Source organism: Halorubellus amylolyticus, assembly GCF_034808145.1.
Classification (GTDB): Archaea; Halobacteriota; Halobacteria; order Halobacteriales; family Natrialbaceae; genus Halorubellus.
Genome location: NZ_JAXHGM010000004.1, coordinates 260,374 through 283,756 on the forward strand (window position 1 = coordinate 260,374; position 23,383 = coordinate 283,756).

The 23,383-nt window shown below is 70.3% G+C and carries 23 protein-coding genes; 12 read left to right on the forward strand and 11 right to left on the reverse strand.

Translation table 11 applies throughout. The features are described 5' to 3' along the window. Positions 1-74 precede the first annotated feature (74 nt). Positions 75-413: a hypothetical protein gene (locus SM754_RS12435; RefSeq protein ID WP_323676557.1), complete on the reverse strand. Its 339-nt coding sequence runs from the start codon at positions 411-413 to the stop codon at positions 75-77. Continuing rightward, a complete protein-coding gene (locus SM754_RS12440; protein WP_323676558.1) occupies positions 410-2,920 on the reverse strand; it encodes a penicillin acylase family protein in 2,511 nt (836 codons plus the stop codon). Before SM754_RS12440 ends, SM754_RS12435 begins: the two co-directional genes overlap by 4 nt. A 117-nt stretch (positions 2,921-3,037) precedes the next feature. Between SM754_RS12440 and SM754_RS12445 the strand changes: the two genes are divergently transcribed. Next, positions 3,038-4,927, forward strand: a complete 1,890-nt coding sequence (locus tag SM754_RS12445; RefSeq protein ID WP_323676559.1) for a S9 family peptidase — start codon at positions 3,038-3,040, stop codon at positions 4,925-4,927. A gap of 112 nt (positions 4,928-5,039) precedes the next feature. Here SM754_RS12445 and ndk read toward each other — a convergent pair whose 3' ends face one another. The 4 genes from ndk to rpl7ae are packed head-to-tail and all read right to left on the reverse strand — an operon-like array spanning position 5,040 to position 6,288. After that, positions 5,040-5,504 carry a nucleoside-diphosphate kinase gene (gene ndk, locus SM754_RS12450; RefSeq protein WP_323676560.1) on the reverse strand — a complete coding sequence of 155 codons (465 nt, stop codon included), beginning with the start codon at positions 5,502-5,504 and terminating at the stop codon, positions 5,040-5,042. Further along, on the reverse strand, positions 5,501-5,698 hold the full coding sequence (locus tag SM754_RS12455; protein ID WP_323676561.1) for a 50S ribosomal protein L24e: 198 nt from the start codon (positions 5,696-5,698) through the stop codon (positions 5,501-5,503). Before SM754_RS12455 ends, ndk begins: the two co-directional genes overlap by 4 nt. Next, positions 5,698-5,922, reverse strand: a complete 225-nt coding sequence (locus SM754_RS12460; protein ID WP_227131260.1) for a 30S ribosomal protein S28e — start codon at positions 5,920-5,922, stop codon at positions 5,698-5,700. The genes SM754_RS12455 and SM754_RS12460 overlap by 1 nt, the downstream gene beginning before the upstream one ends. Before the next feature lie 6 nt (positions 5,923-5,928). Then, positions 5,929-6,288, reverse strand: a complete 360-nt coding sequence (gene rpl7ae, locus SM754_RS12465) for a 50S ribosomal protein L7Ae (protein ID WP_323676562.1) — start codon at positions 6,286-6,288, stop codon at positions 5,929-5,931. Positions 6,289-6,560: 272 nt separating this feature from the next. Here rpl7ae and SM754_RS12470 point away from each other — a divergent pair, with 272 nt between their 5' ends. The 3 genes from SM754_RS12470 to SM754_RS12480 all read left to right on the forward strand — a co-directional run bounded on the left by SM754_RS12470 (position 6,561) and on the right by SM754_RS12480 (position 11,762). Continuing rightward, positions 6,561-7,475 carry a hypothetical protein gene (locus SM754_RS12470; protein WP_323676563.1) on the forward strand — a complete coding sequence of 305 codons (915 nt, stop codon included), beginning with the start codon at positions 6,561-6,563 and terminating at the stop codon, positions 7,473-7,475. A gap of 89 nt (positions 7,476-7,564) precedes the next feature. Then, positions 7,565-10,390 (forward strand): ATP-dependent helicase, encoded by a 2,826-nt coding sequence (locus SM754_RS12475; RefSeq protein WP_323676564.1) that lies wholly within the window; start codon positions 7,565-7,567, stop codon positions 10,388-10,390. A gap of 88 nt (positions 10,391-10,478) precedes the next feature. After that, positions 10,479-11,762 carry a hypothetical protein gene (locus SM754_RS12480; protein WP_323676565.1) on the forward strand — a complete coding sequence of 428 codons (1,284 nt, stop codon included), beginning with the start codon at positions 10,479-10,481 and terminating at the stop codon, positions 11,760-11,762. A 20-nt stretch (positions 11,763-11,782) separates the two neighbouring features. Here the strand turns inward: SM754_RS12480 and SM754_RS12485 are convergent, their stop codons facing one another. Beyond that, entirely contained in the window at positions 11,783-12,058 is a 276-nt protein-coding gene (locus SM754_RS12485) for a hypothetical protein (RefSeq protein ID WP_323676566.1), read from the reverse strand. Positions 12,059-12,225: 167 nt separating this feature from the next. On the opposite strand from SM754_RS12485, the gene SM754_RS12490 reads away from it, so the two are divergent. Next, on the forward strand, positions 12,226-13,416 hold the full coding sequence (locus SM754_RS12490) for a hypothetical protein (RefSeq protein WP_323676567.1): 1,191 nt from the start codon (positions 12,226-12,228) through the stop codon (positions 13,414-13,416). Between the two features lie 11 nt (positions 13,417-13,427). Here the strand turns inward: SM754_RS12490 and SM754_RS12495 are convergent, their stop codons facing one another. The 3 genes from SM754_RS12495 to SM754_RS12505 all read right to left on the reverse strand — a co-directional run bounded on the left by SM754_RS12495 (position 13,428) and on the right by SM754_RS12505 (position 18,089). After that, on the reverse strand, positions 13,428-14,693 hold the full coding sequence (locus tag SM754_RS12495; RefSeq protein WP_323676568.1) for a lactate racemase domain-containing protein: 1,266 nt from the start codon (positions 14,691-14,693) through the stop codon (positions 13,428-13,430). Positions 14,694-14,787: 94 nt separating this feature from the next. Further along, positions 14,788-15,309: a DUF6789 family protein gene (locus SM754_RS12500; protein WP_323676569.1), complete on the reverse strand. Its 522-nt coding sequence runs from the start codon at positions 15,307-15,309 to the stop codon at positions 14,788-14,790. Between the two features lie 77 nt (positions 15,310-15,386). Next, on the reverse strand, positions 15,387-18,089 hold the full coding sequence (locus SM754_RS12505) for an AAA domain-containing protein (RefSeq protein WP_501993789.1): 2,703 nt from the start codon (positions 18,087-18,089) through the stop codon (positions 15,387-15,389). A gap of 116 nt (positions 18,090-18,205) precedes the next feature. Here SM754_RS12505 and SM754_RS12510 point away from each other — a divergent pair, with 116 nt between their 5' ends. The 7 genes from SM754_RS12510 to SM754_RS12540 all read left to right on the forward strand — a co-directional run bounded on the left by SM754_RS12510 (position 18,206) and on the right by SM754_RS12540 (position 22,365). Next, positions 18,206-18,760: a hypothetical protein gene (locus SM754_RS12510; RefSeq protein ID WP_323676571.1), complete on the forward strand. Its 555-nt coding sequence runs from the start codon at positions 18,206-18,208 to the stop codon at positions 18,758-18,760. Positions 18,761-18,845: 85 nt separating this feature from the next. Continuing rightward, the gene (locus tag SM754_RS12515; protein ID WP_323676572.1) at positions 18,846-19,037 is read left to right on the forward strand and encodes a glycine zipper domain-containing protein; all 192 of its coding nucleotides are present in this window, start codon (positions 18,846-18,848) and stop codon (positions 19,035-19,037) included. Between the two features lie 81 nt (positions 19,038-19,118). Next, positions 19,119-19,673, forward strand: a complete 555-nt coding sequence (locus SM754_RS12520; protein ID WP_323676573.1) for a hypothetical protein — start codon at positions 19,119-19,121, stop codon at positions 19,671-19,673. Positions 19,674-19,783: 110 nt separating this feature from the next. Beyond that, positions 19,784-20,779 carry a hypothetical protein gene (locus tag SM754_RS12525; protein WP_323676574.1) on the forward strand — a complete coding sequence of 332 codons (996 nt, stop codon included), beginning with the start codon at positions 19,784-19,786 and terminating at the stop codon, positions 20,777-20,779. Continuing rightward, positions 20,776-21,585 (forward strand): mechanosensitive ion channel family protein, encoded by an 810-nt coding sequence (locus tag SM754_RS12530; protein ID WP_323676575.1) that lies wholly within the window; start codon positions 20,776-20,778, stop codon positions 21,583-21,585. The genes SM754_RS12525 and SM754_RS12530 overlap by 4 nt, the downstream gene beginning before the upstream one ends. 124 nt (positions 21,586-21,709) lie before the next feature. Then, the gene (locus tag SM754_RS12535) at positions 21,710-22,099 is read left to right on the forward strand and encodes a nuclear transport factor 2 family protein (protein WP_323676576.1); all 390 of its coding nucleotides are present in this window, start codon (positions 21,710-21,712) and stop codon (positions 22,097-22,099) included. Beyond that, positions 22,099-22,365 carry a DUF8527 family protein gene (locus tag SM754_RS12540; protein ID WP_323676577.1) on the forward strand — a complete coding sequence of 89 codons (267 nt, stop codon included), beginning with the start codon at positions 22,099-22,101 and terminating at the stop codon, positions 22,363-22,365. Before SM754_RS12535 ends, SM754_RS12540 begins: the two co-directional genes overlap by 1 nt. A 43-nt stretch (positions 22,366-22,408) precedes the next feature. On the opposite strand, the gene SM754_RS12545 is transcribed toward SM754_RS12540, so the two are convergent. After that, a complete protein-coding gene (locus SM754_RS12545) occupies positions 22,409-23,368 on the reverse strand; it encodes a zinc-dependent metalloprotease (RefSeq protein WP_323676578.1) in 960 nt (319 codons plus the stop codon). Positions 23,369-23,383 lie beyond the last annotated feature (15 nt).

The window sequence follows — 23,383 nt, forward strand, 5'->3', positions numbered from 1 at the left end:
TTCGTGGACGAACACGACGCGGTCGGCGACGACCCGTGCGAGCGCGCGGAGTTCGGCGCCACGGCGACCGCCGCTCAGCGCAGTCCTCTCGCCAGCGCGCCGAACGTCGGCAGGCCGAGGCTCATCGCGACGGCGACGTCCCGGAGCAGGCCGAACCGGAGGAACCCACCGGCTGCGCCGGCGGCCGCGAGGTCCACGAGGAACACGGAGAGGACGACGCCGCCGAACAGGAACCCGGCGACGAGCCCGCGCGGGAGCGAGCGCTGCGGGAGCGCGACGAGTGCGCCACCGACGACGAGCCCGAGCCAGTGCACGCTCGCGAGCGCGACGCCGACGACGACCGCGAGCGCGGTGAGACCGGCGCGTCGCGGATCGTCGAGCGTCGCCCCGAGTTCGGTCGCGAGGTCCGTCATTCGCCCTCACCTCCGGCGTCGCCGCCCTCGTCCCCGTCGCCGCCGGTGAACCGCACGTCGACGCCGTCGGGGACGTCCAGCCCGAACCCGCGGAAGCGGCCGGCCGCCCAGTCGTCGAGCTGGTCCGCGTAGTGGTTCGAGAGCGGGTCGCCGTCGTTCCCGCCGGGGAGGACGGCCCAGGCGTCCGGGGCGTCGTCGCCGACGGCGACGACCTGTCGCCAGGAGCTCCCGCGGTTGGACTCCGGCCGGAAGTTGTCCACCGTCGTCGGCGACCCCGCGGTCGGGTGCTCGGGGTAGTTCAGGAACCCGCGGTCGAACGGATGCGTGAGCGCGGTGGTGCTGTAGTCGCCGTACGTCGCGTACCCCGCCTCCTCGATGTCGGCGAGCGCCTCCTCGAGCGCGTTCGCGGCGACGACCCCGCGGTCGGGGTCGCCGTCGTCGCTACCGCCGTCCTCGCCGTCGTTCCGCGGGACGAACCAGTCGCTGTCGGCCGGGAGACGGCCGAGCACCCAGTCGTTGGGCGTCCCGACGTCCAATCCGGCGTCCTCGAACCGCCCGTCGAACACGCGCTCGTTGAGCTTCCGCGCCCAGAACGCGAACACCAGCGGTTCGCGCCGGTCGGTCGTCATCTCGCCGTCCCACGACAGCACGGCGTCGACGGCCTCGCGAGCGTCGCCCGTGACCTCGCTCCGGGCGTCCTCGAAGATCGGGCGGAGGTGGTCGACGCGTCGGTCGACCGCGTCGAGTTGGATGTCCCGGACGAACTCCGCGGTCATCGGCTCGTCGCTCGCGGCGCGTTCGTCCAGTCGCTCGTAGATGCGCGCCCCGCGGAACGGCGGCGCGTACCCCTCCGAGAGGTAGTGCGCCGGGTCGTCGACGATGCGCTGGTTCGCCGTCGCGAGATAGCCCGGGTCGATACTGTGCGGTTTCTCGTCGAACGGCACGGTGTTCGCGGCCGCCCAGTCCACGTCGCTGTACGGCTCGAACCCCTCCCACTCGCCCTCCCGCGCGGACCCGTCGAACACGCGCGTTCCCGCGACCGGCTCCCCATCGGTGGTCCGGATCGGGACCTGACCGGTCGTGTAGTACAGCGTCCGGCCGTCCCGGTCCGCGTACACGAAGTTCTGCGTCGGCTCGTCGAACTTCTGGAGCGCGTCGAGGACGTCGTCGACGCCGCCGGACCGCCCGATGTCGTAGATGGACTCCACGGTCCGGGCCGCGGACAGCCCCGTCCACTGCACGCCGACACGGCCCGTCGTCCCGGACAGCGACTCGCCGCCGCTTCCGCGGGAGAGCACGGCCCCGTGGACGCTCTTCTCCACCTCGACGTCGACGTCGTCGCCGTCCGCGACGGAGATGGTCTCCGTGCGCGTCTGGAACTCGCGGAACCCGTCGCCGTACCGGTACTCCGCGCCGTCGTTCCGGGTCTCGTACGTGTAGCAGTCGAGGACGTCGTACCCGGTGTTCGTGAAGCCCCACGCGCCCGCGTCGTTCCGCCCGATGACGACGAACGGGACGCCCGGGAACGTGACGCCGCGGACGTCGCGCTCGCCCTCGACGACGACGTGCTGCTCGTACCAGATCGGGGGGACGCGCAGGTCGAGGTGCGGGTCGTTCGCCATCACGGGGTTCCCGGATTCCGTGTACTCGCCGCTGACGAGCCACGAGTTCGACCCGATGCCCTCCGGTGGCTCGAACGCTTCCAGCCACGACACCAGCCCGGGGTCGACGACGTCGCCCGAGCCCGCGGTCTCGGCGCCGACGGCGCGGCCGTTCGCGCCACCCGGCGGGTTCGGTTCGCGGTCGTCCGCGCGCAGGATGGGCGCGTCGTGGCTGCCCGCGTCCGGTAGCGGGTACAGGCGGTCCACGGTCTCGCGGTCGAACGCGTCCGCGACCGCGGTCCGTCGGAGCGTCGCGAAGCTCCCGGTGAGCCCCCACGAGATCTGCTTCTGGGCGAGGATGGAGTCGACGGGCGTCCACGGGTCCGCGTCGTAATCCAGCAGTTCGAACTCCACGGGGCGACCGGCGTCCTCGCGGTACGCGTTCACGCCCTCCGCGAACGCCTCGCTCGCGGGCGCAGCGGGACCGTCCTTCGCGGCCTCCCACGTCACCTCGGCCGCACGCGCGAAGTCCATCTGCCGGTTGAAGCGGTCGGAGTCGACCGCCACGTCGCCGACGACCGCCGAGAGCTCGCCGCGCATCACGCGGCGCAGAAGGTCCATCTCGAACAGGCGGTCGCTCGCCTGCACGTACCCGACCGCGTAGTACGCCGCGCGCTCGTCGGCCGCGGTGACGTGCGGGACGCCGTGGTCGTCGTACGTGACCGACGCCTCGCCGTACGGTGAAGCGACCGAGTCGGGGGGTTCGCGGCCGTCAGCGTCCCACGTCGACCCCGAGAGCGGGGCGAAGTCAGCGAGGAACTCGCGAGCGTCCGTGAGCGCCATCCCGCCGACGCCAGCGCCGAGGACCGCCGAGAGCAGCGCGCGACGGGTCGTATCCGAAACCATGCGAAGGACGTGAACAGCCCACGCACAAATAGTTTCACACGCGCTCGGGGTCGACCGCCGGCGCACAGAAGGAATCTTCTGCAAGCGCTTATGTGGTCCACGCGACAGGAACCGTGCATGGAGACGCCTCCGGACACGGACGTCCTCGAAGCGCTCGCCAGCCTCCCGACGCTCGCGCACCCGACCGTCTCCCCGGACGGCTCCGAGGTCGCGTTCTACTACGACGACACCGGTCGGAACGAACTGCACGTCCTCGACCTGGAGACCGGCGACCGCGAGCAGTGGAGCGACGGCGAAGTACCGCGGAACGCCCGCTGGTTCGTCGAGTGGGCCGCCGACGGCGACGCCATCTACTTCCACCTCGACGACGACGGCGACGAACAGAACGACATCCACCGCATCACGCGAGACGGCGACGTCGAACCGGTCGTCGAGATGGACGGCCAAGCGATGCTGCACGACGTCGGCGAGGACGGCGAGACGCTCCTCGTCGGGTCCTCGCGCGACGGCCAGATGAACGTCTACCGGCACGACCTCGAATCCGGCGACACGACGAAGGTCACCGACCACGACCGCGCCGTCTGGGCGTCGCACCTCTCGCCCGACGGCGACCGGATCGCGTACTCGACGAACGAGACCGACGACTACGACAACAAGGACGTCTACGTCGCTGATACCGACGGCTCGAACGCACGCAACCTCGAGATCGGTGACGTCGGCGCCGAGTCGATGCCCGTCGACTGGAGCCCCGACGGCGACCGCCTCCTCGTGATCGACAACTCGGCCGACCTCTCCCGCGTCGGCGTCTACGACCTCGACGCCGACGACGTGACGTGGTACGGGACCGACGAGTACGAGGAGACCGCGCAGTTCTTCACCGAAGACGGCGAGCGGATCGTCGCCACCCGCGACCGCGACGCCATCACTACCCTGGTCGTCTACGACGCCGAGACCGGCGGCCGCAAGGAGCTCGACCTTCCCGACGGCGTCGCCGGATTCGGCATGGCCGGCGACGCGAGCGTCGACGACTCCACCGTCGCGCTCACCCACACGACCCCGACGACCCGTACGGAACTGCTCACGTACGACCTCGACACCGACGAGACCGAGACGCTCGTCGAACCCGAGTACGGGCCGTTCGACCCCGACGACTTCGCGGACGCCGAGTACCTCACCGTCGACTCCGACGGCGTCCCCGACACCGCCCAGCACGCGGTCGAGCACGACCCCTACGAGACGTTCGACGTCGGTGCGATCCTCTACGACTCCGGCGAACGCCCGTCGCCGCTCGTCGTCAACCCCCACGGCGGCCCGCGGGCCCGCGACACCATGCGCTTCGACCTCTACACGCAGGTCCTCGCCTCCATGGGCTTCTCCGTCCTTCAGGTGAACTACCGCGGGTCGACCGGCCGCGGCCGCGAGTTCGTCGAGGAACTCATCGAGGACTGGGGCGGCGCCGAACAGGGCGACGTCGCCACCGCCGCCGAGCACGTCCTCGAGACGCGCGACTGGCTCGACGACGACCGCGTCGTCGTCTTCGGGGGCAGCTACGGCGGCTACAGCGCGTACTGGCAGGCCGTCCAGTACCCCGACCTCTACGACGCCAGCGTCGCGTGGATCGGCCTCACCGACCTCGAAGACATGTACGAGAACACCATGCCGCACTTCAAGACCGAACTCATGGTGAAGTACCTCGGGACGCCCGAGGAGAACGCCGACCTCTACCGCGAACGCTCGCCGGTCGAGTACGTCGAGAACGTCGACGCCCCCATGTTCCTCGTCCACGGCGTCAACGACCGCCGCGTCCCCGTCTCCCAGGCACGCATCTTCCGTGACGCGCTCGACGACGCCGGCTACGACGACGGCGACGACTACGAGTACGAGGAACTCGGCGAGGAAGGCCACGCCTCCAGCGACCAGGACCAGAAACTCCGCATGTTCGAACTCCTCGAGGACTTCCTCGACCGCCGCATCGGCACGCGCGTCGACGCACCCGCCGACGACTGACGACCGACGGTCGACGCGTCACACCCGTCGCCGTCGACCGAATCGACCGAACGCAACGTACCCGTCGCTATCGAACGAGCGAACAAAGCGAGAAACGCGCGGAACCGGCTGGTTACTCGTACAGCCAGGTCTCGTCGTGGCCCTCGTAGGCCACGAGCTCGTCGTCGTCGAAGTGGATCGAGATCTCGCGCTCGTTCGCGCCCTCGTCCTCGTGGTCCGCCGCGTGCACGACGTTCCGACCGAGGTCGAGCGCGTAGTCACCGCGGATGGTGCCCGCGTCCGCCTCGAGCGGGTCCGTCGCACCGATCATCTGCCGGACCTGCCGCGTCGCGTCCTCGCCCTCCCAGACCATCGGGACGACCGGTCCCGAGGTGATGAAGTCGACGAGGTCGTCGAAGAACGGCTTGTCCTCGTGCTCGGCGTAATGCTCGTGTGCCGTCTCCTCGTCGAGAATCTCGACCTTCATCCCGACGAGCTTCAGGCCACGGTCCTCGAGACGCGAGATGACGGTGCCGACGAGCCCGCGCGCGAACGCGTCGGGCTTGACCATCACGAACGTCCGCTCGTGCTCGGTCATTCGTCGGACACCCCGGAGTTCGCGCGACCCTCGTCCGTCCACTCGAGGTCGCGGGGCTCGCGGCCGAGGTCCGCGTTCTTCTCGCACTTCGCGCTACAGTAGTGAATCGTCGTGCCGTCCTTGCGAACGAACATCGTCCCGGTACCGGGCTCGATGTCGTCACCGCAGTAATCACAGGCTCGAGTCTGGGGCATTATTGGCCTCCGATGGAGTCGGCCTCGCGGGCGGTCTCTCGCAGCTGGAGGACGTCGCCCTCGCGGACCGGACCGAGGCAGTTTCGCGTGATGATGCGACCCTGATTCTCGCCTTCGCGGATGCGGCACTTGACCTGCATGGCCTCACCGTGCATGCCGGTCTTGCCGACGATCTCGATAACTTCCGCGGGCGTGGAGCCGCTCTCTGATTCTTCTGCGCTCATGGCCTATCAGAGGTCCTCGAGCTTCGAGGCGATATCGTCGACCTGATCCGAGGCGTCGCCGGCGTCGACGACGGCCGCGGCAGCGCTGCCGACCTCGAGGCCGGCGGCGTGCCCGACGTCGTCCTGGGTCTCCACGAAGACGACCGGGATACCCTTCTCGTCGGCGAGCTCGGGGAGGTGCATGACGATCTCCTCGGGCTGGACGTCCTCGGCCACGTACACGATGTCCGCGTTCCCGCGTTCGACGGCCTTGGTCGTCTCGTTCGTTCCTTTCTTTACGCTACCTGTGTCTCGTGCGACCTCGAGCGCCTCGAGGGCGTCGTTTTGGAGGTCGGCTGGGACTTCTTTGTTGACGTAAACTGGCATGGTTGTTCACCTTGTCTACGCGTGGGCTCGCGCTCCCCTGCCGTCCGCGGACTCGTGTGTCCGCTTGGGCCGACCGGCTGGGTGCGGGACGGCCCTCGTCCTGTGGGGCTAGGAGCATCATCAACCCCGCGTAGGGTGTACCTCGTGAGTTTCTGGGCCCGCCTTATAAGCATGTTCAATCCGCTCCTCGGGTGGGTCGGGGTGTCACGCCGTCGCGGCAGTCGAACTGCCAGATGAACAACCACTTATCGGTTCGTGCCAGAACGTATCGTATGGAAGAGATGAGTCGGCGTGGGCTGCTGCGGTCGGCCGCGGCGGCCGGGACGACGACCGTCGGGGTCGCGATGGCGGGATGTGCCGCGCTCGACGGGGACTCGGACGGGAGCGGCGGCGAGTACCGGTCGACGATCACGCACCCGGGCTGGTTCGACGCGTCCCAGTCCGCGGCCGCGCCGGACGGGTACCGACTCGACGTCGTCATCACGTGGGACCTCGCGGCGCTCCGCGATATCGACGCCGACCTCCCCGAGTGGCTCGAAGGAGCGGGGACGAACCGGATGCCCGGCATCGACCAGCCGATGCAGCGACAGACGTTCACTGCGATGCCGCACCCCGTCAGAGTCACCTCGTACGCGGACGCGGAGGCTCTCCGGACCGCCGCTCGCGAGAGCGACGCGTACGCACCCGTCGACGGACTCGACGAGGTCTACGGGCACGCGGACGAGCACGGCGTGACGGTCGTCGGGGACGGCGTCGCCGTGAGCGTCGACCGATACGACGGCGACCAGTCCGCTTCGCCAGTCGACGACGTCGCCGCACACGCGAAGATGCTCGCCGCTCGCGAGGACGCCGAGTTCGCGACGGCGTCCGACGCGCTCTCCCGAACCGACAGATTGGTCGACGCGGTCGGCACGCAGACCATCGCGCGACTCCGACCGCGCCGGACCAACCTCGAGATCGGCCTGAAGGGCGTCGGCGAGGGGTTCACGGTCGGCCCCGAGCGAACCCAGCACCGCGCAGTCGGGCTCGGCGACGACCTCGACCCGGACACGTTCAAGCAGCGACGACTCTCCGGCGGCAGTGACTACGCGCCCTACGACGACGTCTCGGTCAGTGGTGGCGACGGCACGGCCGTGCTGGAGGGTTCGGTCCCGACGAGCGAGTTCGATATGCTGTCGCGCTACTAAGCGAGTCACCGGTCGCCGGACGGGGCTGTCGAGGCGGTCGCTTCGGTCGTCACCACGTTCTTGTACGTGTGGCCCCCAGCCCCGCATCAATGGACGCGCTCGACCTGCTGGAAGCCGAGACCGGCGTCGACGTGGACGCGGTCGCGGTCGACGACGCCGACGTCCTCGAGTCGCTGTCGCCGTCGGTCCGACGGTGGTGGGTCGAGCAGTTCGGCGAGTTCGTCCCGGAGAACGGCGGGTTCTTCACGCCGCCACAGAAGGCGGCGATACCGCTCGTCGAGCGCGGGGAGAACGCGCTGGTGTGTGCGCCGACGGGGAGCGGGAAGACCCTCGCGTCGTTCACGTCCATCATCGACGCGCTGTTCGAGCGCGAGCGCGAACGCGAGGAGGGCCTCGAGAACTCGGTGTACTGCCTGTACGTGTCGCCGCTGAAGTCCCTCGCGAACGACATCCACCGGAACCTCACCGAGCCCCTCGAGGGCATCACCGACATCGCCGCCGAGCGCGGGGAGGACGTCGGCGAGCTCCGGCACGCGATACGGCACGGGGACACGAGCGACGCGGACCGCCAGAAGATGCTGCGGGAGACCCCGCACATCCTGAACACGACTCCGGAGACGCTCGCGATCCTCCTGAACTCGCCGAAGTTCCGGGAGAAGCTCCGGACGGTGGAGTACGTCGTCGTCGACGAGATTCACTCGCTCGCCGAGAGCAAGCGCGGGACGCACCTGTCGGTGAGCCTGGAGCGGTTGGAGGCGCTTGCGAACGGGTCGCCGACGCGTATCGGGTGTTCGGCGACCATCGAACCGCTGAGCCAGATGGCGAAGTTCCTCGTCGGCTACGAACCCGTCGACGATGCCGGCGGGGAGGCTGCCGGCGAGGAGGCCGCCGGCGATGGCGCCGACGACGGGGCGCTGGTCGCCGAGCGCGAGCCACGGGATTACGAGATAGTGGACGCGCGGTTCGCGCGCGAGTTCGACCTCCGGCTGGAGTGTCCGACGGACGACCTCGTGCACACGCCGCGGGACGTCGTCACGGGCGAGTTCTACGACTCGCTCCACGAGCACGTGCAGGGGCACACGAACACGCTCGTGTTCACGAACACGCGCTCCGGGGCCGAGCGCGTCCTCCACAACCTCCGCGACAGGTACGACGCGTACGACGAGGCCAACTCGGCGTGCCATCACGGGAGCCTCTCGAAGGACGTCCGCCAGGAGGTCGAGCGGAAGCTCAAGGACGGCGAGCTCGACGTCGTCACGTCGTCGACGAGCCTCGAACTCGGGATCGACATGCCCCACGTCGACCTCGTGGTGCAGGTCGGGAGTCCGAAGTCGGTCGCGGCGCTCCTGCAGCGCGTCGGGCGCGCGGGCCATCGCGTCGGCGAGACCGTCACGGGCAGGGTGGTGGCGCTCGACCGCGACGAGCTCGTCGAGTGCGCGGTGATGCTGAAGAAGGCGACCGAGGGGTTCGTCGACTCCGTGAACGTCCCCGAGCGGTGCCAGGACGTCGCCGCCCAGCACGTCTACGGGATGGCCATCGCCGAGATTCGACCGGAAGCCGACGTCAAGCGCATCCTCCAGGGCGCGTATCCCTACCGGCACTACGGCGACGACGACTGGGAGCAGCTCGTCCGGTACCTCACCGCGGACTACGACGGCCTCGAGGAGAAGAACGTGTACGCGAAGGTGTGGCGCGACGCGAACGACGAGCCCGGTGGCGAGCATCACTACGACGAGTACGAGCCGGGGACGGTCCTGATGGGGAAGCGCGGCCGGCTCGCGCGCGTCATCTACATGACGAACATCGGCACCATCCCGGACTCGTTCGCGTGCGACGTGTTCACTCGGAGCGGCGACGAGTGGGTGGGGCAGCTCGACGAGTCCTATCTCGATACGCTTGAGTCAGGGGACGTGTTCGTGCTCGGCGGGTCGAACTTCGAGTACAAGTACCGACGGGGGTCGAAGGTGTACGTCGACCGAACGACTGCTTCTCCAACGGTCCCGTCGTGGTTCAGCGAGCGCCTGCCGCTCGCGTACGACCTCGGCGTGGAGGTGCTCGCGTTCCAGGAGGCACTCCTCGAGCGGTACGAGCGCGGCGGCACGCCCGCGGTCCGGCACTGGCTGCGCGAGCTGCCGGTGGACGAGCACGCGGTGCGCGCACTCAGTCGGATGTACGACGAGCAGGTCCGGTACGCGGGCGTCGACAGCGTGAGTACGCCCGACCGGCTCGCTATCGAGGAGGCTCGCGACCGGGACGCGTACGAGCGCCACTACTACGTGCATTCGAACTACGGGCGGCGGTTCAACGACGGGCTGTCGCGGCTGCTCGCGTACCGTATCGCGCAGGAGGCCAACGCGAACGTCACGGTCGCGGTGGCGGACGACGGGTTCACGCTGAAGCTCCCGCTGAACCGGAAGGTCGACGTCGTCGGCATCGTCGAGGACCTCGACCCGGAGGCGGTCCGGGAGACGCTCCGGCAGGCAGTGGGAGGAACGGACCTCCTCCAGCGGTACTTCCGTATCGACGCGACGCGGGCGTTGATGATACTGAAGCGGTACAAGGGCTACGAGAAGTCCGCGAAGCAACAGCAGGTCGCCAGCGAGATGCTGCTGTCGTTCGCGGAGGACCTGGAGTCGTTCGCGGTCGTCGAGGAGACGTACCGCGAGATACTCGAGGACAAGCTCCACGTCGAGGGCATCGAGGCGTTCGCGCGCGCCGTCCGGACGGGCGACGTCGAGGTATCGCGGACGCGCGTGGAGTCGCCGTCGCCGCGCGCGTTCGGGCTGGCGACGCTGATGGCGAGCGACGTCGTGCTCGCGGAGGACGAGTCCGCGGTCCTCCAGGAGTTCCACGAGCGCGTCGTCGACGCCATCGAGAGCGAGGACGAGGCCGCGGGACCGACCGCAGGCGGGTAGGTCAGTCGGCGCACCGCGGACTGGCGCGGTTCCGGCGTACGTTCGAGCCAACACAAGACACTTCAGGAATCACGGGCATTCGTATCGTATGGAAGACGTGTCACGCCGCCGGCTGCTGGGTGCCGGGGGCGGGCTGCTCGCCGCGGCCGGCGTGGCGTCGACCGTCGAGTCCGGCGCCCTCGACGACCTTGGCGGCGCGTACGACGCGGACGACCCGGGATATCTCGACCTGCTCGTCGAAGACGACTGGCTCCCGGACGCGGTCACGGCCGACGGCGGGTTCGACGTCCGTCGCGTCGAGTACGTCGACAGCGAGGCGGTCGCGTCGGTCGGCGAGTCGCTCCCGCCGGCGACGCGTCGATACCTCCGTCGGCCGCTGTTCGACCACGCAGATCTGTTCCTCGACCCCGCGGTCGTGAGCGAGTACGTCTACACGCGGGGGTCGTGGCCGCGGTTCCGCGTCGGCCGGCTCCAGCCTGACGCGGACCCGGAGGCGGTCGCGGCGGACGCCGGCGTCCCGTTCGAGCCGATACCGGGGACTGACCTCGTGGGTCGCGTCGACGAGGGGGGCGTCCAGGTCGTGGCCGAGGACGTGCTGTTCCAGGGGTACTGGTGGGGCGAGTACTTCGGGAACGAGATGGACGCCGACCGCGAATCGGAACTGCTCGCCGAGGCGGCGTCGGTGGTCGAGGCACGGCCGGAATCGCCACCGGTCGGCGGGGAGGCCGTGGCGCGCTTGCGGCGGGTCGCGGACGCGGTTGGGGCGCCGACGTACGCCGCGCTCCATCCGAGCGTGAAGTCGGGGTCGTCAGTCGATTCGCCGCTGGGTGGACTTGACGGCGTCGCCCACGCTGCCGGGTTCGACGTCGGGCGCGAGTCGACTGCGCTCCGCGAGGTCGTGACGTTCGCGGAGGACCCGGACGTCACCGCGGTCCGTGAGCGACGTGACGCCGCGAGCGCGTACGACGGCTACCGCGGCGTGACGGTGCGTTCGGTCGACGACGCGGTGTGGCTCACGGGCGAGACGCCGACGCATCGCGTCGACCTCCTCTCGCGCGGCCGGCCGGCGCCGCCGACGTCGTTCGACTTCCGGCGCGAGGACGGGACCGGCGACGTCGTCGTGACGTACGTCGACGGGCCGGCGCTCCCCGCGAACCGCGTCCAGGTCGCGACGTGGCTTCCGGATTCGGCGGCCGCCGACGTCGCGACCGTCGACGTCCACTTCGGGCGGTCGCAGGGGCAGGTCGAACCAGGGGACGTCGCGACGGTTCCCGGGAACGCCATCGAGAACGGTGTCGTCGTTCGCTGGCTCGAACTAGAGACGGAGACCGCGAGCGACTGGCGCGCGCTCGCCGACGCCACCTTCGACTGAGTCGAGGATTCGGTGGCCGCTCACTCGCTCGTGCGACGCCCGAGGAGACGCCGGAGCCGACCCGCGTGGAACTTCAGGACGGCCCACGCCGCGACGAGGAGGAACACCCCACCGAACGCCGGAATCCAGTTCAGCAGGAACGGGCTCGTGCCGCCCGTGAACGCGTAGGTGACGCCGTACGCGATACAGGCGACGCCGAGACCCGCGATGAAGAGTGCGCCCCAGATGGACTCCTTGGCCCACTTGCCGAGTGACTCGCCGAGCGATGACCCGGAGCTTCCCGAGGGAACGTACATATTCCACACCATCGCGGTCAGATACTGAACCTTTCGCCGGTCGCTGCTCGCGCACGAGGAGCATGACTGCCCGCGACTGCCGCGTGCTCGCGACACCCGACCTCGCGTGAGCACGTATCCAGCGCGGCGGCCCAAGACACTTACCGGCGCCGTGACGCGAGTGGCGTATGCGAACGCCCCCGCGTCGCAGCGTCCTCCGCGCGGTCGGTGCCGTCGCGTCGACGACGGCGGTCGTCGGCTGTGCCGGGGCCCTCTTCGGGAGGGACCTGCCGTCGTTCGCGTCCCGTATCGTGACTGACGACTGGCTGCAGGCGGCCAACGTGACGCCCGATTGGAAGCTCCAGCACGCTCGGTACGTCGACCTCGCTGCGCTCGCCGAGCACGTCGAGCGGTTTCCCACCCTCCGGGAGTGGGTGGCGTCGGCGCCGCTGCTCGACCCCGCGATCGTGCGCGACCTCGTCGTGACCATCAGGGAGTACCAGTACACCGTCGCACGCCTCCGTGACGGCGGGGCTGCGCTGCGGGCGGCCGACGACGTGTGGGAGACGTTCGAGCCGATGGACGCGGACGGCTACTGGAGTCGCGTCCGCGGCGACCACGTCCTCCAGGTGGTCGGCGACGGTGTCCTGCTTTCGATGGACGCTACGCCGGACGAGGACGCGTCGGTCGTCGAGCGCCGGGGCCGACTCGAACGGCGAGCGGTGCGGTTGCTATCCGAGCGCCCGTCGACGTTCGCGACCGAGAGCGAGCGAGCCGAGCGCATGGCGCGAGTCGTCGAGCTAGCCGACGACCCGACGGTCGCGCGCCTCTCGACCCAGTCGGCGTACGTCCCCGAGGCCATCGGGAGCGCCGAGGCGTTCGCGGTCGGCGAGCGGACGACGGACCTCCGCGCCGTCGCGCTCTACCCGTCCTCGCCGGACCCGGATGCGTTCCTCGAGACCTGTCGGGACCGGACGGCGTTCCAGACGTACGAGGATCTGGAGAGCGAGCGCCGCGGGGACGCGGCGCTCGTCACGGGGAGTACGCCGACGAAGCGCCTGGACTTCCTCGCGTACGGGTGGCCGGCGCCGGACGCGTCGTTCGCGTTCGAGTACGACGCGGCGACGCGAGCGTTGACCGTCGTCCACGACGGCGGCGAGTCGTTCCCGGCGGCGCGCGTCCGCTTGGTCGCCGAGGGCGGCGGCGAGCAGACCGTGCTCGACTCGCAGTTCGCGGACGACCACGGGACGGTGACCGCCGGGGACGCCGTGACCGCGACAGTGCCCGTGGACGCGACCGTCGTGGAGGTCCGCTGGCAGTTCAACGAGACGCTCTCGAAGCCGACCAACTGGGAGGTACTCGACAGTTACGTCCCGTAGCGTCGCTCGCGTCAGCGCTCGCGGACGAGGAGCGTGTTCAGGGCGTCCGGGACGACGAGCACGTCGCTCCCGGGGTCGAGTGCGTCCTCGACCGTCTCGGCTGCGTGCATCAGGCAGTCGTCGACGACGTCGGGGTGCTCGCTGTTCGTGACGTGGACGTCGTGGTCGCGGAGGACGCGAGCGACGACGAACGCGCGCTGTGCGCCCGGCTCGTAGCCCTGCTTCATCTCCTCGTAGAGCGCGTCGGCGTCCGTCGCGTTCGACAGCCACTCGTGGAACCGTCGTTCGCCAGTCCCGTCGCCGGCGCCTTCGGGGAGTCCCGCAGGGACGACGATGCGGCCGCGCGAGTCAGCTCTCACGCTCGCGTCGGCCTCGGGTCGGACGAGCGGGTTCCGGTCGCCGAGCGCGACGTACGTCGCGGCCCTGGTCGCCTGGTAGAGGTTCGCGTCCTTGGGTGCGCCGACGCCGGCGACGACGGCGTCGTACGTCTCGTCGTCGGCTATCGGGACCGAGAGCGCGTTCCGGGCGGTCGCGGCGAGGTCGCGGACGACCGCGCGAGGGTCCCCGGCGGCGACGCCGAGGACGCCCTGCGGGCCCTTCGTGACGTTCACGCAGAAGTCGGGGCCGGCGAGGTCCCCGGCGCGGTCGAGGAACCCCCTGAAAGGGTTGTTCTCGACGCGGCCGAGGCGGACGCCGTCGCGCGCGAGGAGGTCGGGGCCGTGCGTGTACCCGATCTGTGACTCGCCGCCGGCGCCGACGACGACGGTCTTCGCGCCCCCGGAGAAGCCCGCGTACTGGTGGGGTTCGACGACGCCGGTCGCCGCGACCAGGTCCGCGTCGGCGACGACCCGGCCAAGTTCGATGGGGACGCCGTCGACCTCGCCGACCGCGACGACGTCCTCGGGGTCGTGGTTCCGGGCGAGCGCGGCGTGCTCGCCGAGGGTCGCTTCGAGCTCGTCGTCGGTCATCGGCCGATGGAGGCCGAGCCCGACGACGACGGTCACCCGGTCGCGGTCGACGCCCGCGGCGTCGAGTTCGCCGAGCAGTCCGTCGAGGAGGACGTCGGTGGGGACGGCGCGCGTGCCGTCCGTGACGACGATGGCGACGTCGTCGTTCGCGTTCGCGCGCTCGCTGAGCCGCGGGCCGTGTGGGTCGGCGAGCGCGTCCTGCGAGGCGGCCGGGACGTCCACGCCGCTGCCACCGGGGGCGCGTGCGACGGTCGCGTCGACGGCGTCGAACGACACGGAGACGGTGCCGTCGCCGAGTGGGAGGTCCATACCCGACCCATCGAGTGCGTGTCCCAAAAGCAGGTGGGCGTCGAGGCCGCGGTCGATTCCACCGCGAGGACTCGCGGACGTGGTACCGAACCGGTCAGACCGCGAGTTCCGGGGCCTCGTACTGGCCGGTGAGGCGGGCGGAGACGAACCCGAGCACCCAGCCGTACGCGAGGTGCGTGACGACGGAGAAGACGACGAAGACGAGGAGGTCGAACCCGGCGTACCGCGAGTAGAACGCGGTGATGAATCCCGTCCAGAGGACGCCGGCGAACACGATGCCCTGCTGGGGGCGGGTGGTTCCAGGTAGGTACGCGCCGAGCGTGACGAACAGGAGCGGCCACGCGAACATCCCGGCGCCGAAGAACAGCGCCAGGCCGAGCGCGGGAGCGTTCCCGACGCCGGCGAGCTCCGCGAGCGTCCCGAACACGTCGATTCCGGGCGTGAGCGTGGCGTTCACGATGAAGAGCACGCCCGTCATGAGCATCGTGCCGACGACCCCGCCCGCGATGCCGCCGAGCGCGCGCTCGAGTTCGTTGGCCTCCACCGTGGGGAACGCGTCCTCCGCGGCGCCGTCCTCCACCGCCGACTCGTCGTGGGTCGCGTTATCACTTGCCATGGTAACTGCGTGGTCCGCCACGATAATAAAGCAACCTCACGTGTTCGTGTCCGAGGCAGCCAGGAACGGCATCTGAGTCAGTCGGGACGCGCCCAGGCCACCATCCGACCGTAGACCGGGTCGGTCGCGAGCGCGTCCGCGTCCCCGACCAGGACGAGCGCGCGCTTCGCTCGGGTCAACGCCACGTTCACGCGCCGGTAGTCCTCGAAGATCGGCGAGTCGAGGTCGCCCGAGGCGACGAACGACACGACGATGACCTCCTTCGACGACCCCTGGAAGCGGTCGACCGTGTCCACGGTCACCGACTCGGGGACGCGCCGCGTTATCTCCGCGACCTGCGCGCGGAACGGCGCGATGACGCCCACGTCCGCCGGCTCGACGCCCGCCGCCAGGTACGACGAGACGACGTCGGCCACGCGCTCGGCCTCCACCGCGTCCGTGTTCCGACCGCCGTCACCGGGCGTGTCGAGGAACGTCACGCCGTCACGGAGCGCCGCCGGGAGGTCGTCGAGGGCGACGAGCTGTCGCGGATGCTGCGCGGCGACCTCGCCAGTCGCCGGCCGGAGCGCGCCGTCGTAGAACTCCGCGGACGCGAACGCCTGGATGCGCTGACTCATCCGGTACTGCTCCTCGAGCATCACGCCTGCCTCCGGGTACCGCTCGACGAGCCGCTCGAACAGCGACTCCTGGAGCTCGTTCTCCGCCCGCACGACGGGCGGGAGCTGCTGGTGGTCGCCGACGAGCACGAACCGCTCGGCGAGGTTCACCGCCGCCAGCGCGTCCGGTTCCGTCAACTGCCCGGCCTCGTCGACGAGCGCCGCGTCGAACGTCTGCTCGCGCATCACGCGCGACCCGCACGTCGCGGTCGTCGCCGCCACCACCTGCGCGTCCCGCAGGCGCTGCGCGCACTCGTCGGGGTCACCGCGAGTCCGGAGCCGGTACTCGAGCATGTCGTCGCGGATACCGGACTCGGTGCCGACGCGCACGAAGTCCGAGAACCCCTGCTCCTCGAGCGCCTCCAGGGCGTTGTCGACCGCGCGGTTCGTGAACGCGGACAGCAGCACGCGCTCGCCGCGCGCCACCATCGACCGCACCGCCTGCCCGATGGTGTACGTCTTCCCCGTCCCCGGCGGCCCGTGGACGAGCGCGACGTCCTCGGCGGTCACCGCCTTCCGCACCGCCTCGTCCTGCGCGTCGTTGTTCGCGACGAACGTCTCCGGTTCGGCGTCCGCCACCGACTCGCCGCCATCCCCAGGTTCGGCGTCGGGGGCGAGCGCACGCTCGGGGTCGAACTCGGGGTCGCGCCGGCCGAACAGGACGTCCTTCCGGTCCGGGTCGCCCTTCAGGAGCGCGTCGTGGAGCGCGACCTGCATGCGCGCGACCGACAGCTCGCTCGGGTAGACGTCGAGGCGACACACCTCGACGGGTTCGGCGGCGGAGACGACGACCTCGTCGTCGTCCAGCCGCTCGATGTACGCGAGCTCGGCGTCGCCCTGCACGGGGTCGCCGTCGCTCGCGAGCACGAGGTCGTCCTCCCGCAGCTTCGACACTGCGGGACTCGTCCGTCTCGCGCGCAGCTCCCAGCGGCCGTCGGCGCGCTCGCGCTTCGCCTCGAACGCGAGGTCGACGAGCGCACGGTCGTCCTCGGCGCGCTCCGCGGGCGTCTGCTCCCAGAGCTTCGCGTACTCGCGGTGGGTCTCCACGCGCTCCTCCTCGATGGCCCTGTACGTCTCCTCGTAGTACGCGAGCTCGTCCTCGGGCAGCGTCCGACCAATCTGGCCAGCCTTGGACTCCTGGTCGAGTCGCCCGGCGACGACGCGACACGTGTCCTGCTCGAAGCAGTACTCGCAGACCGCGTCGGCCTCGTACCCCGTCGGGACGTCGAAGTCGAACTCGAACGCCGCGATGGCGTTCCGCGCCCGCACCACGTACTTCAGGAGGCCGTCGCCGACGCTGAACTCCTTCGCGGGCGAGAAGTCCCCGGAGAACTCCGACCGGTCGAGCGCCGCGTTCTTCGTGTACAGGAGCGTCGCGGTGTCGACGTCGACGCCGCGTTCGCGCAGCAGGAGCGCGTACGACGCCGCCTGAATCTTGTCCTCGAACCGCGGGTCGCGCTTGAGGTTCTTCCCCGTCTTCAGCTCGACGGGCATCCCGTTCCGGACCGCGTCCGCGCGCCCCTTGATGCCGAACGTCTCCGAGATGAGCGTCATCTCCGACCGCCACTCGTCGTCGCCCGAGAGCTTCCCCTGAGAGAGCCACGCGTCGATGGCGCGCGCGTTCTCCGCGACCTCCTCGCGGACCTCGTCGGCGTCCATCCCGAGCAGGCCGAGGTCGAGCCCGGCCTCCTCGACGCGGTCGTCGACCGCGGCGTCGAACTCGACGCCCCGCAGCAGGTCCCCGAACACCTCGTGCACGATCGTTCCCTTGATGACGGGGTACTTCAGGGGCGCACTCGAGAGCTTGTTCAGGTAGTACATCCGCGGGCACTGCACGTACTCGCGGACGTCCGTCACGTCCACGAGGAACTCCGGTTCCAGGACGACGTACGAGTCCCCGGTCGTCGAGTACTGCGTCTCGCCCTGGTACTCGCGCTCCTCCGGGTTCGTCACCCGCACCCGCATACCGGGTTCGGCGACCGCGGTCGTCTCCGTCCACTTCCCCCAGCAGGTCACCTGCTCCTCGCCCGTCTCCGTCTCGACGGTCACCTCGGCGAGGTCTGACTTGCCGTACTGCGTCGACACCTCCTTGGCGTCGCCGACCGCCGTGATGACTCCCTCGATCGCGTCGCGGTCCGCGCTTGTCACACTCCACGGGGACGCGCGGGACTCGGTTAGGGGTGTCGGTTCCCGGGGTGACCTGGAGAAGACACTTACCGCGAGCGCCGGCAGTCGACGGCATGCGACGCCGCACGCTGCTGGCCGCGCTCGCCGCGACGACCGCGGGCACCGCCGCGACGGCCGGCTGTCTCGGCGCCCTCCCCGGCGACGACTCCACCGCCGGCGGGCCGACGACCATCGGGAGCGACGCCACCGCGGAAGCAAGCGGGACCGCGACGACCGAGCCCTGTACCGTCGAGGACTCCCTCGGCGTCGTCGACGTCGACGTCCCCGAGGATCCGACGCCCGGTGCGGCGCGGTCGCTCGCCGAGTTCGTCGAGGAGACGGTCGCTCGCGACCGCGCCGACGCCGAGGGCTGGAACGTCGGCGGCGTCGAGTACGTCCGCTCCGAGACCGCGGATGACCAGCCCGAAGACGGCGCGTACGCGTACGCCGAGGTGAGTCTCGACGCCGTCGAGTCCGCCGAGCGCGCCGACGGCACCGCCACGACGCTCGTCGCGAGCCTCCACTACGACGCCTGGTACCGCGTCACCGCGACGCGGGTCGAGCGCGCACCAGCGTACGACGACGGAGCCCCGCCAGAGGACGGCTGGACGACCATCGCCTGCGCGTGACGCGAGTCCGAGCGAGGGGACTCGTCGCCGGCCCGTCGCGGTCACCGAACCGTTGAGGTGACCTCGCTCCGAACCGGGAGTCGAGATGACCGACACGGACGCGGGCGAGGAGGGGGACGAACTCGACGGTCGCGGCATGGCGATCGGCCTTGCCCTCGGTTCCGGGGTCGGCGTCGCCCTCGGGACCGCGATGGACGACCTCGCGCTCGGACTGGCGATCGGGATGGGGATGGGCGTCGCGGTCGGCGCCGGGCTGGCACAGCAAGGACTGGACTGACGTGGCCCGGTCGGTACCACGACAGGCTCCGGAATCGCCCGGACCGACACAATCTTGCCGGCGCGAGCACTACGTCGGGGCATGCGGGTTCGCGACTGGGACGATATCGTCGAGGACGTCGTGGAGTCGAACGTGGACCCGGACGGCTGGCGCGCGGTCGCCGGCGACCGCGCGTCCGGCCTCGGGGAGGACCTCTACCTCGGGCATCCCGACAGGGGGATGTACCAGTTGAAGACGTACGCGAAGAACCCCTTCGAGGTGAAGGGCGTCGGGTCGCAGGTCGCCCGGAACCTCGACGACGAGATCGGCCAGTACCTCCCGACCGAAGGGTCGGGGCGGTTCGCCGTCCAGGGCCCCGCGGACGACATCGACGAGGCCGAGGCGAAGGAGAAGGCGACGGAGCTGGAGGAGGTCGTGAAGGCGCACGCGGACGCGCCGACCACGCCCGGTGACTTCTTCGACGACGTCATGGAGACGCTCGACTCGCCCGCGTTCGGGCCGATGGAGTACGACCAGTACGACCGCCCGGACGGGCTCGACGACCTCGCGTCGACGTTCGAGGAGGCCGAGGACGTCCTCAACACGGAGCTCGACGAGCTCGTGGAGACCGACGAGGTCGACAAGGGCTTCATGTAGCCCGATTCGGGGACGACGGTCGGTCAGAGGGTGACCGCTCCGGAGTCGGGCCCCGTGGTCGAATGCGGATACCCCTCGTTCTATTGTTCACCTGCCCGAGTCGGGACAGCATGGAGCACGACACGAGTGGCCCGACGCGCGGAGCCGTCGGCGTCGATGCCGCCACGCTGCTCGACGACGACCACGAGGCGTTCGCCGCGGCGGTCTCCGGCGAGGCGAGCGGACCGGTCGCCGTCGTCGGCGATCCGTTCGCCGGACGCGAGACCGTTCTGGACCGGGCGGAACGAGCGCTCGACGCGACCAGGATAACGCTCGCACCCGGCGACGGCGTCGACCGAATCCGGGAGGCGTTCGGTGACGGCCCGGTCGTGGTCGAGGGCTGCCAGCACCTGTACGAGCGACGCGTCGGCGGGTTCGCGGCGCTCTCGACGTTCCTCGACGAGCTGGCGAGCGTCGACGCGACCGTGGTGACCGGCTGGAACCGGTACGCGTGGGCGTACCTCACGGCGGTTCGAGGCCTGGACCGGGAGTTCGCCGTCACCGTCGAGATACGGCCGCTTCCCGTGGACCGGATCGCGGAACTCGTCCTCGGTCGGTACGACGAGATGCCCGAGTTCGTCGTTGAGGACCCGAACGACGACGGGTTCGTCGGTACGAGCCGACGCGAGATCGGCTGGCGAGGGTGGTCGGTGTCGGTACCGGTTCCGAGACTGAACGTGCTCTCGACGAAGGAACGGCTGTCGGGTGGCGACCTGGATCCGAGGGACGTGACGTTCGGTCGGCTCGCCGCGGTCTCGGACGGGAACGTCGGCGTCGCCACCGCGCTCTGGGAGACCCAGCAGGGCACGGAGGTACGGCCGAGCGACGTCGCCGTGCCCGCGCTCGACCGGACCCTGGACCGAGAGGAGGCGTTCTGCCTGCGGCTCGTCCTCTCGAAGGAGCGGATCACTCGAACGCGGCTCTCCAGGGTCGTCGACGGCATCGACCGCGTGCTCGGCCGGCTCGCGCGAGCGGGACTCGTCTCGGTCGAGGACGGAACGGTGGAACTGGTGCCGGCGGCGTTACCGACCGCTGCGGACGCGAGCGAACGGAGCCGAGTGCTATGATCGCCCTCCAGGCCCTGGCCGACCTCGGCGTCGACGCCGAGACGCTCGCGTGGAGCGTCGGAATCCTCGTCGCCGCGTACCTGGCGAGCCGGGTCGTCGGGTACGGGCTGACCGCGGTCGCGGAGCGGAGCCCGCGCCGCCGGATCAGCATCAAGATGCTGATTCCAGTCGCCCGATTCCTGCTCTACGGGACCGCCGTGTACCTCGTCCTGGGGCCGCTCCTGCAACTGTCGAGCAGCCAGTTGCTCGCCGTGTCCGGACTGCTCGGGGCAGCCCTCGGGTTCGGCCTGAAGGACCTGTTCGCCGGCGTGCTCGGCGGGCTCGTGCTCGTCACCGAGCGACCGTACCAGGTTGGTGACAAGGTCGAGATCGACGGCGACTACGGCGAGGTGACCGACATCGGTCTCCGGGCGACGACGCTGACGACGCCGAACGACAGCGCCGTCAGGGTGCCGAACGCGACGCTGTTCACCGCGAACGTCTCGAACGCCAACGACGGACGCCCGGAGATGCAGGTCGTCGTCGAAGTCGGGATCACCGCCGCCACCGACGTCGACCAGGCGACGACGATCGTCGAGGAAGCCATGGTGACGTCGAAGTTCGTCTCCGTCGACGACGACCACCCCGCCGTGGTCAGGGTCGAAGACCGATCGCACTACCGACTGATCCGCGGCAAGGCGTACGTCGCCGACCTCCGCGACGAGTTCGCGTTCGCCTCGGACGTGACCGAACGCTCGCTGGCCGCGTTCGCCCGTCACGGGATCGAGGTGCCCGAGACCCCCGTCGGCCGCGCCGAGGAACGCTGACCGCTCCCGTCGCACGGTGGCCGCGTCCGCCCCGGGCGAGCGAGCACGGTCGGGCGACCGTCATCGAGAATCTCGCTCTCCCGGAAGCGAGGGTTTGATACCGGTACCACCCCTGGATTCGGGCATGAGCGCCGAGGACGCTATCCTGGACTACTACGAGGCGTTGCGTCGCGGCGAACCGCTCTACCCGTACTTCCGCGAGTCGCCGGCCACGCACAAGGTGGCGGTGTCGACGAGCTACGACGGGTACGACGCGGTCGCGGAGGCCCTGCGCGAGCAGACGCGGACGACGACGGACTGGACGGTCGACAGCGACGCGCCGTCGGTCGTCCGGCGCGAGGACTGGGCGTCGTTCCACGACGACGTCTCGCTCGCGTGGACGCGGACGCCGGCGGACGACGACGACGCGTCGACCCGTCACGAGTTCGAGACGCGCTGGAGCGGGACGCTCGTCGAGCACGACGGCGAGTGGCTGTTCCTGGAACTGCACGTGAGCGCCCCGACCGCAGTCTGATGGTGGGGCCATCGCTCTCGGAGTCCGACCGCGCCGCCGGCATGAACCGCCTCCGTGCGGGCGTCGTCCTGCTCGTCGCCGGCTCGGGCACGCTCGTCGCGCTGTACGCCGACGCCGGCCTGCCGTTCGTCGCCGCGGGCGCGCTCGGCGGGGCGGCGCTCGGACTCGCGCTCTGGTACTACATGGTGTGGGCGTACCGCGACGGCACGTCCCGCCAGGACCGCGAGCGCGACAGCAGCTACGAGAAACGCGAGCGCTTCGACTGACCGCGACGGTAGCTAACGGTTCGACCGACCGCGACCGGTCCGTTCAGAGTCCCAGTCGCGCGAGCCAGGCGTCCGGGTCGTCGATCTCGTCGTCGGTCGGGAGGTGCTCGGGGTCCTCCCAGACGCGGCCGGCCGCCTCCAGTCCCCGTGCGTCCGTGACGTGCTCGAAGAACGCCTTCCCGCGCTCGTACTGCTTTTGCTTCAGGCCGAGCCCGAGGAGGCGCCGCGCGAGCTGCGCGAGCGGTCCGCGGCCGCCGCGGCGCTCGTCGACCTTCCGACGGAGGTCCGCGTACTCGTCGTCGAACGCGTGATCCATCAGGAGCTCGGCGTACCCCTCGACGACGGTCATCGCGGCGTTCATCTCCTGGAACTCCTGCGAGGAGATGCCGCCAGCGGAGACGTCCTCGAGGCCGGACTCGACGCGGTCCTCGAGGTACCCGGAGAGCCACGGTGCGGCGCCGAACTCCGCGGCGTGGGTCACCTCGTGGAACGCGATCCAACGGCGGAATCGCGGGGCGTCGACGTCGAGTTCGGCGGCGACGCGTTCGATGTTCGGGTGCACGAAGTACAGCGCGTGCTCGGGGTCGTCGTCGCCGGCGAGCAGGAGCGGGTCGTACTGGCCGAGGACGTTCTTCGCGAGGAACGATAGCATGACCGACATCGTGCCCGTGTTCACGGTGCGGGCGACGCCGGGGAACGCGGTCATCGCCTCGGATTCGAGCGGTTCGAGGACGCGGCGGAACGTGTCGACGTTCGCGTCCACCCAGTGATGGCGGTGCTGTATCTCGATGGTGTCGGGGACGTCGAAGTCGATGCTCGCGACCCGACGGACGCGGTCGCGGGCGTCGCGGACGTCGGTCGCGTACCCGCGTCGCTGCGCGTCGGTGAGCGAGACGTCGCCCGGTTCGGTGGCCGCTTTCGCTGCCTCCGCGACCGCGGTCCAGTCGACCGCGCCGTCGCCGGACGCTGACGCGACCGCCTGGACGCTCCGGAACAGGTTCATGTCGACGTCGTAGGT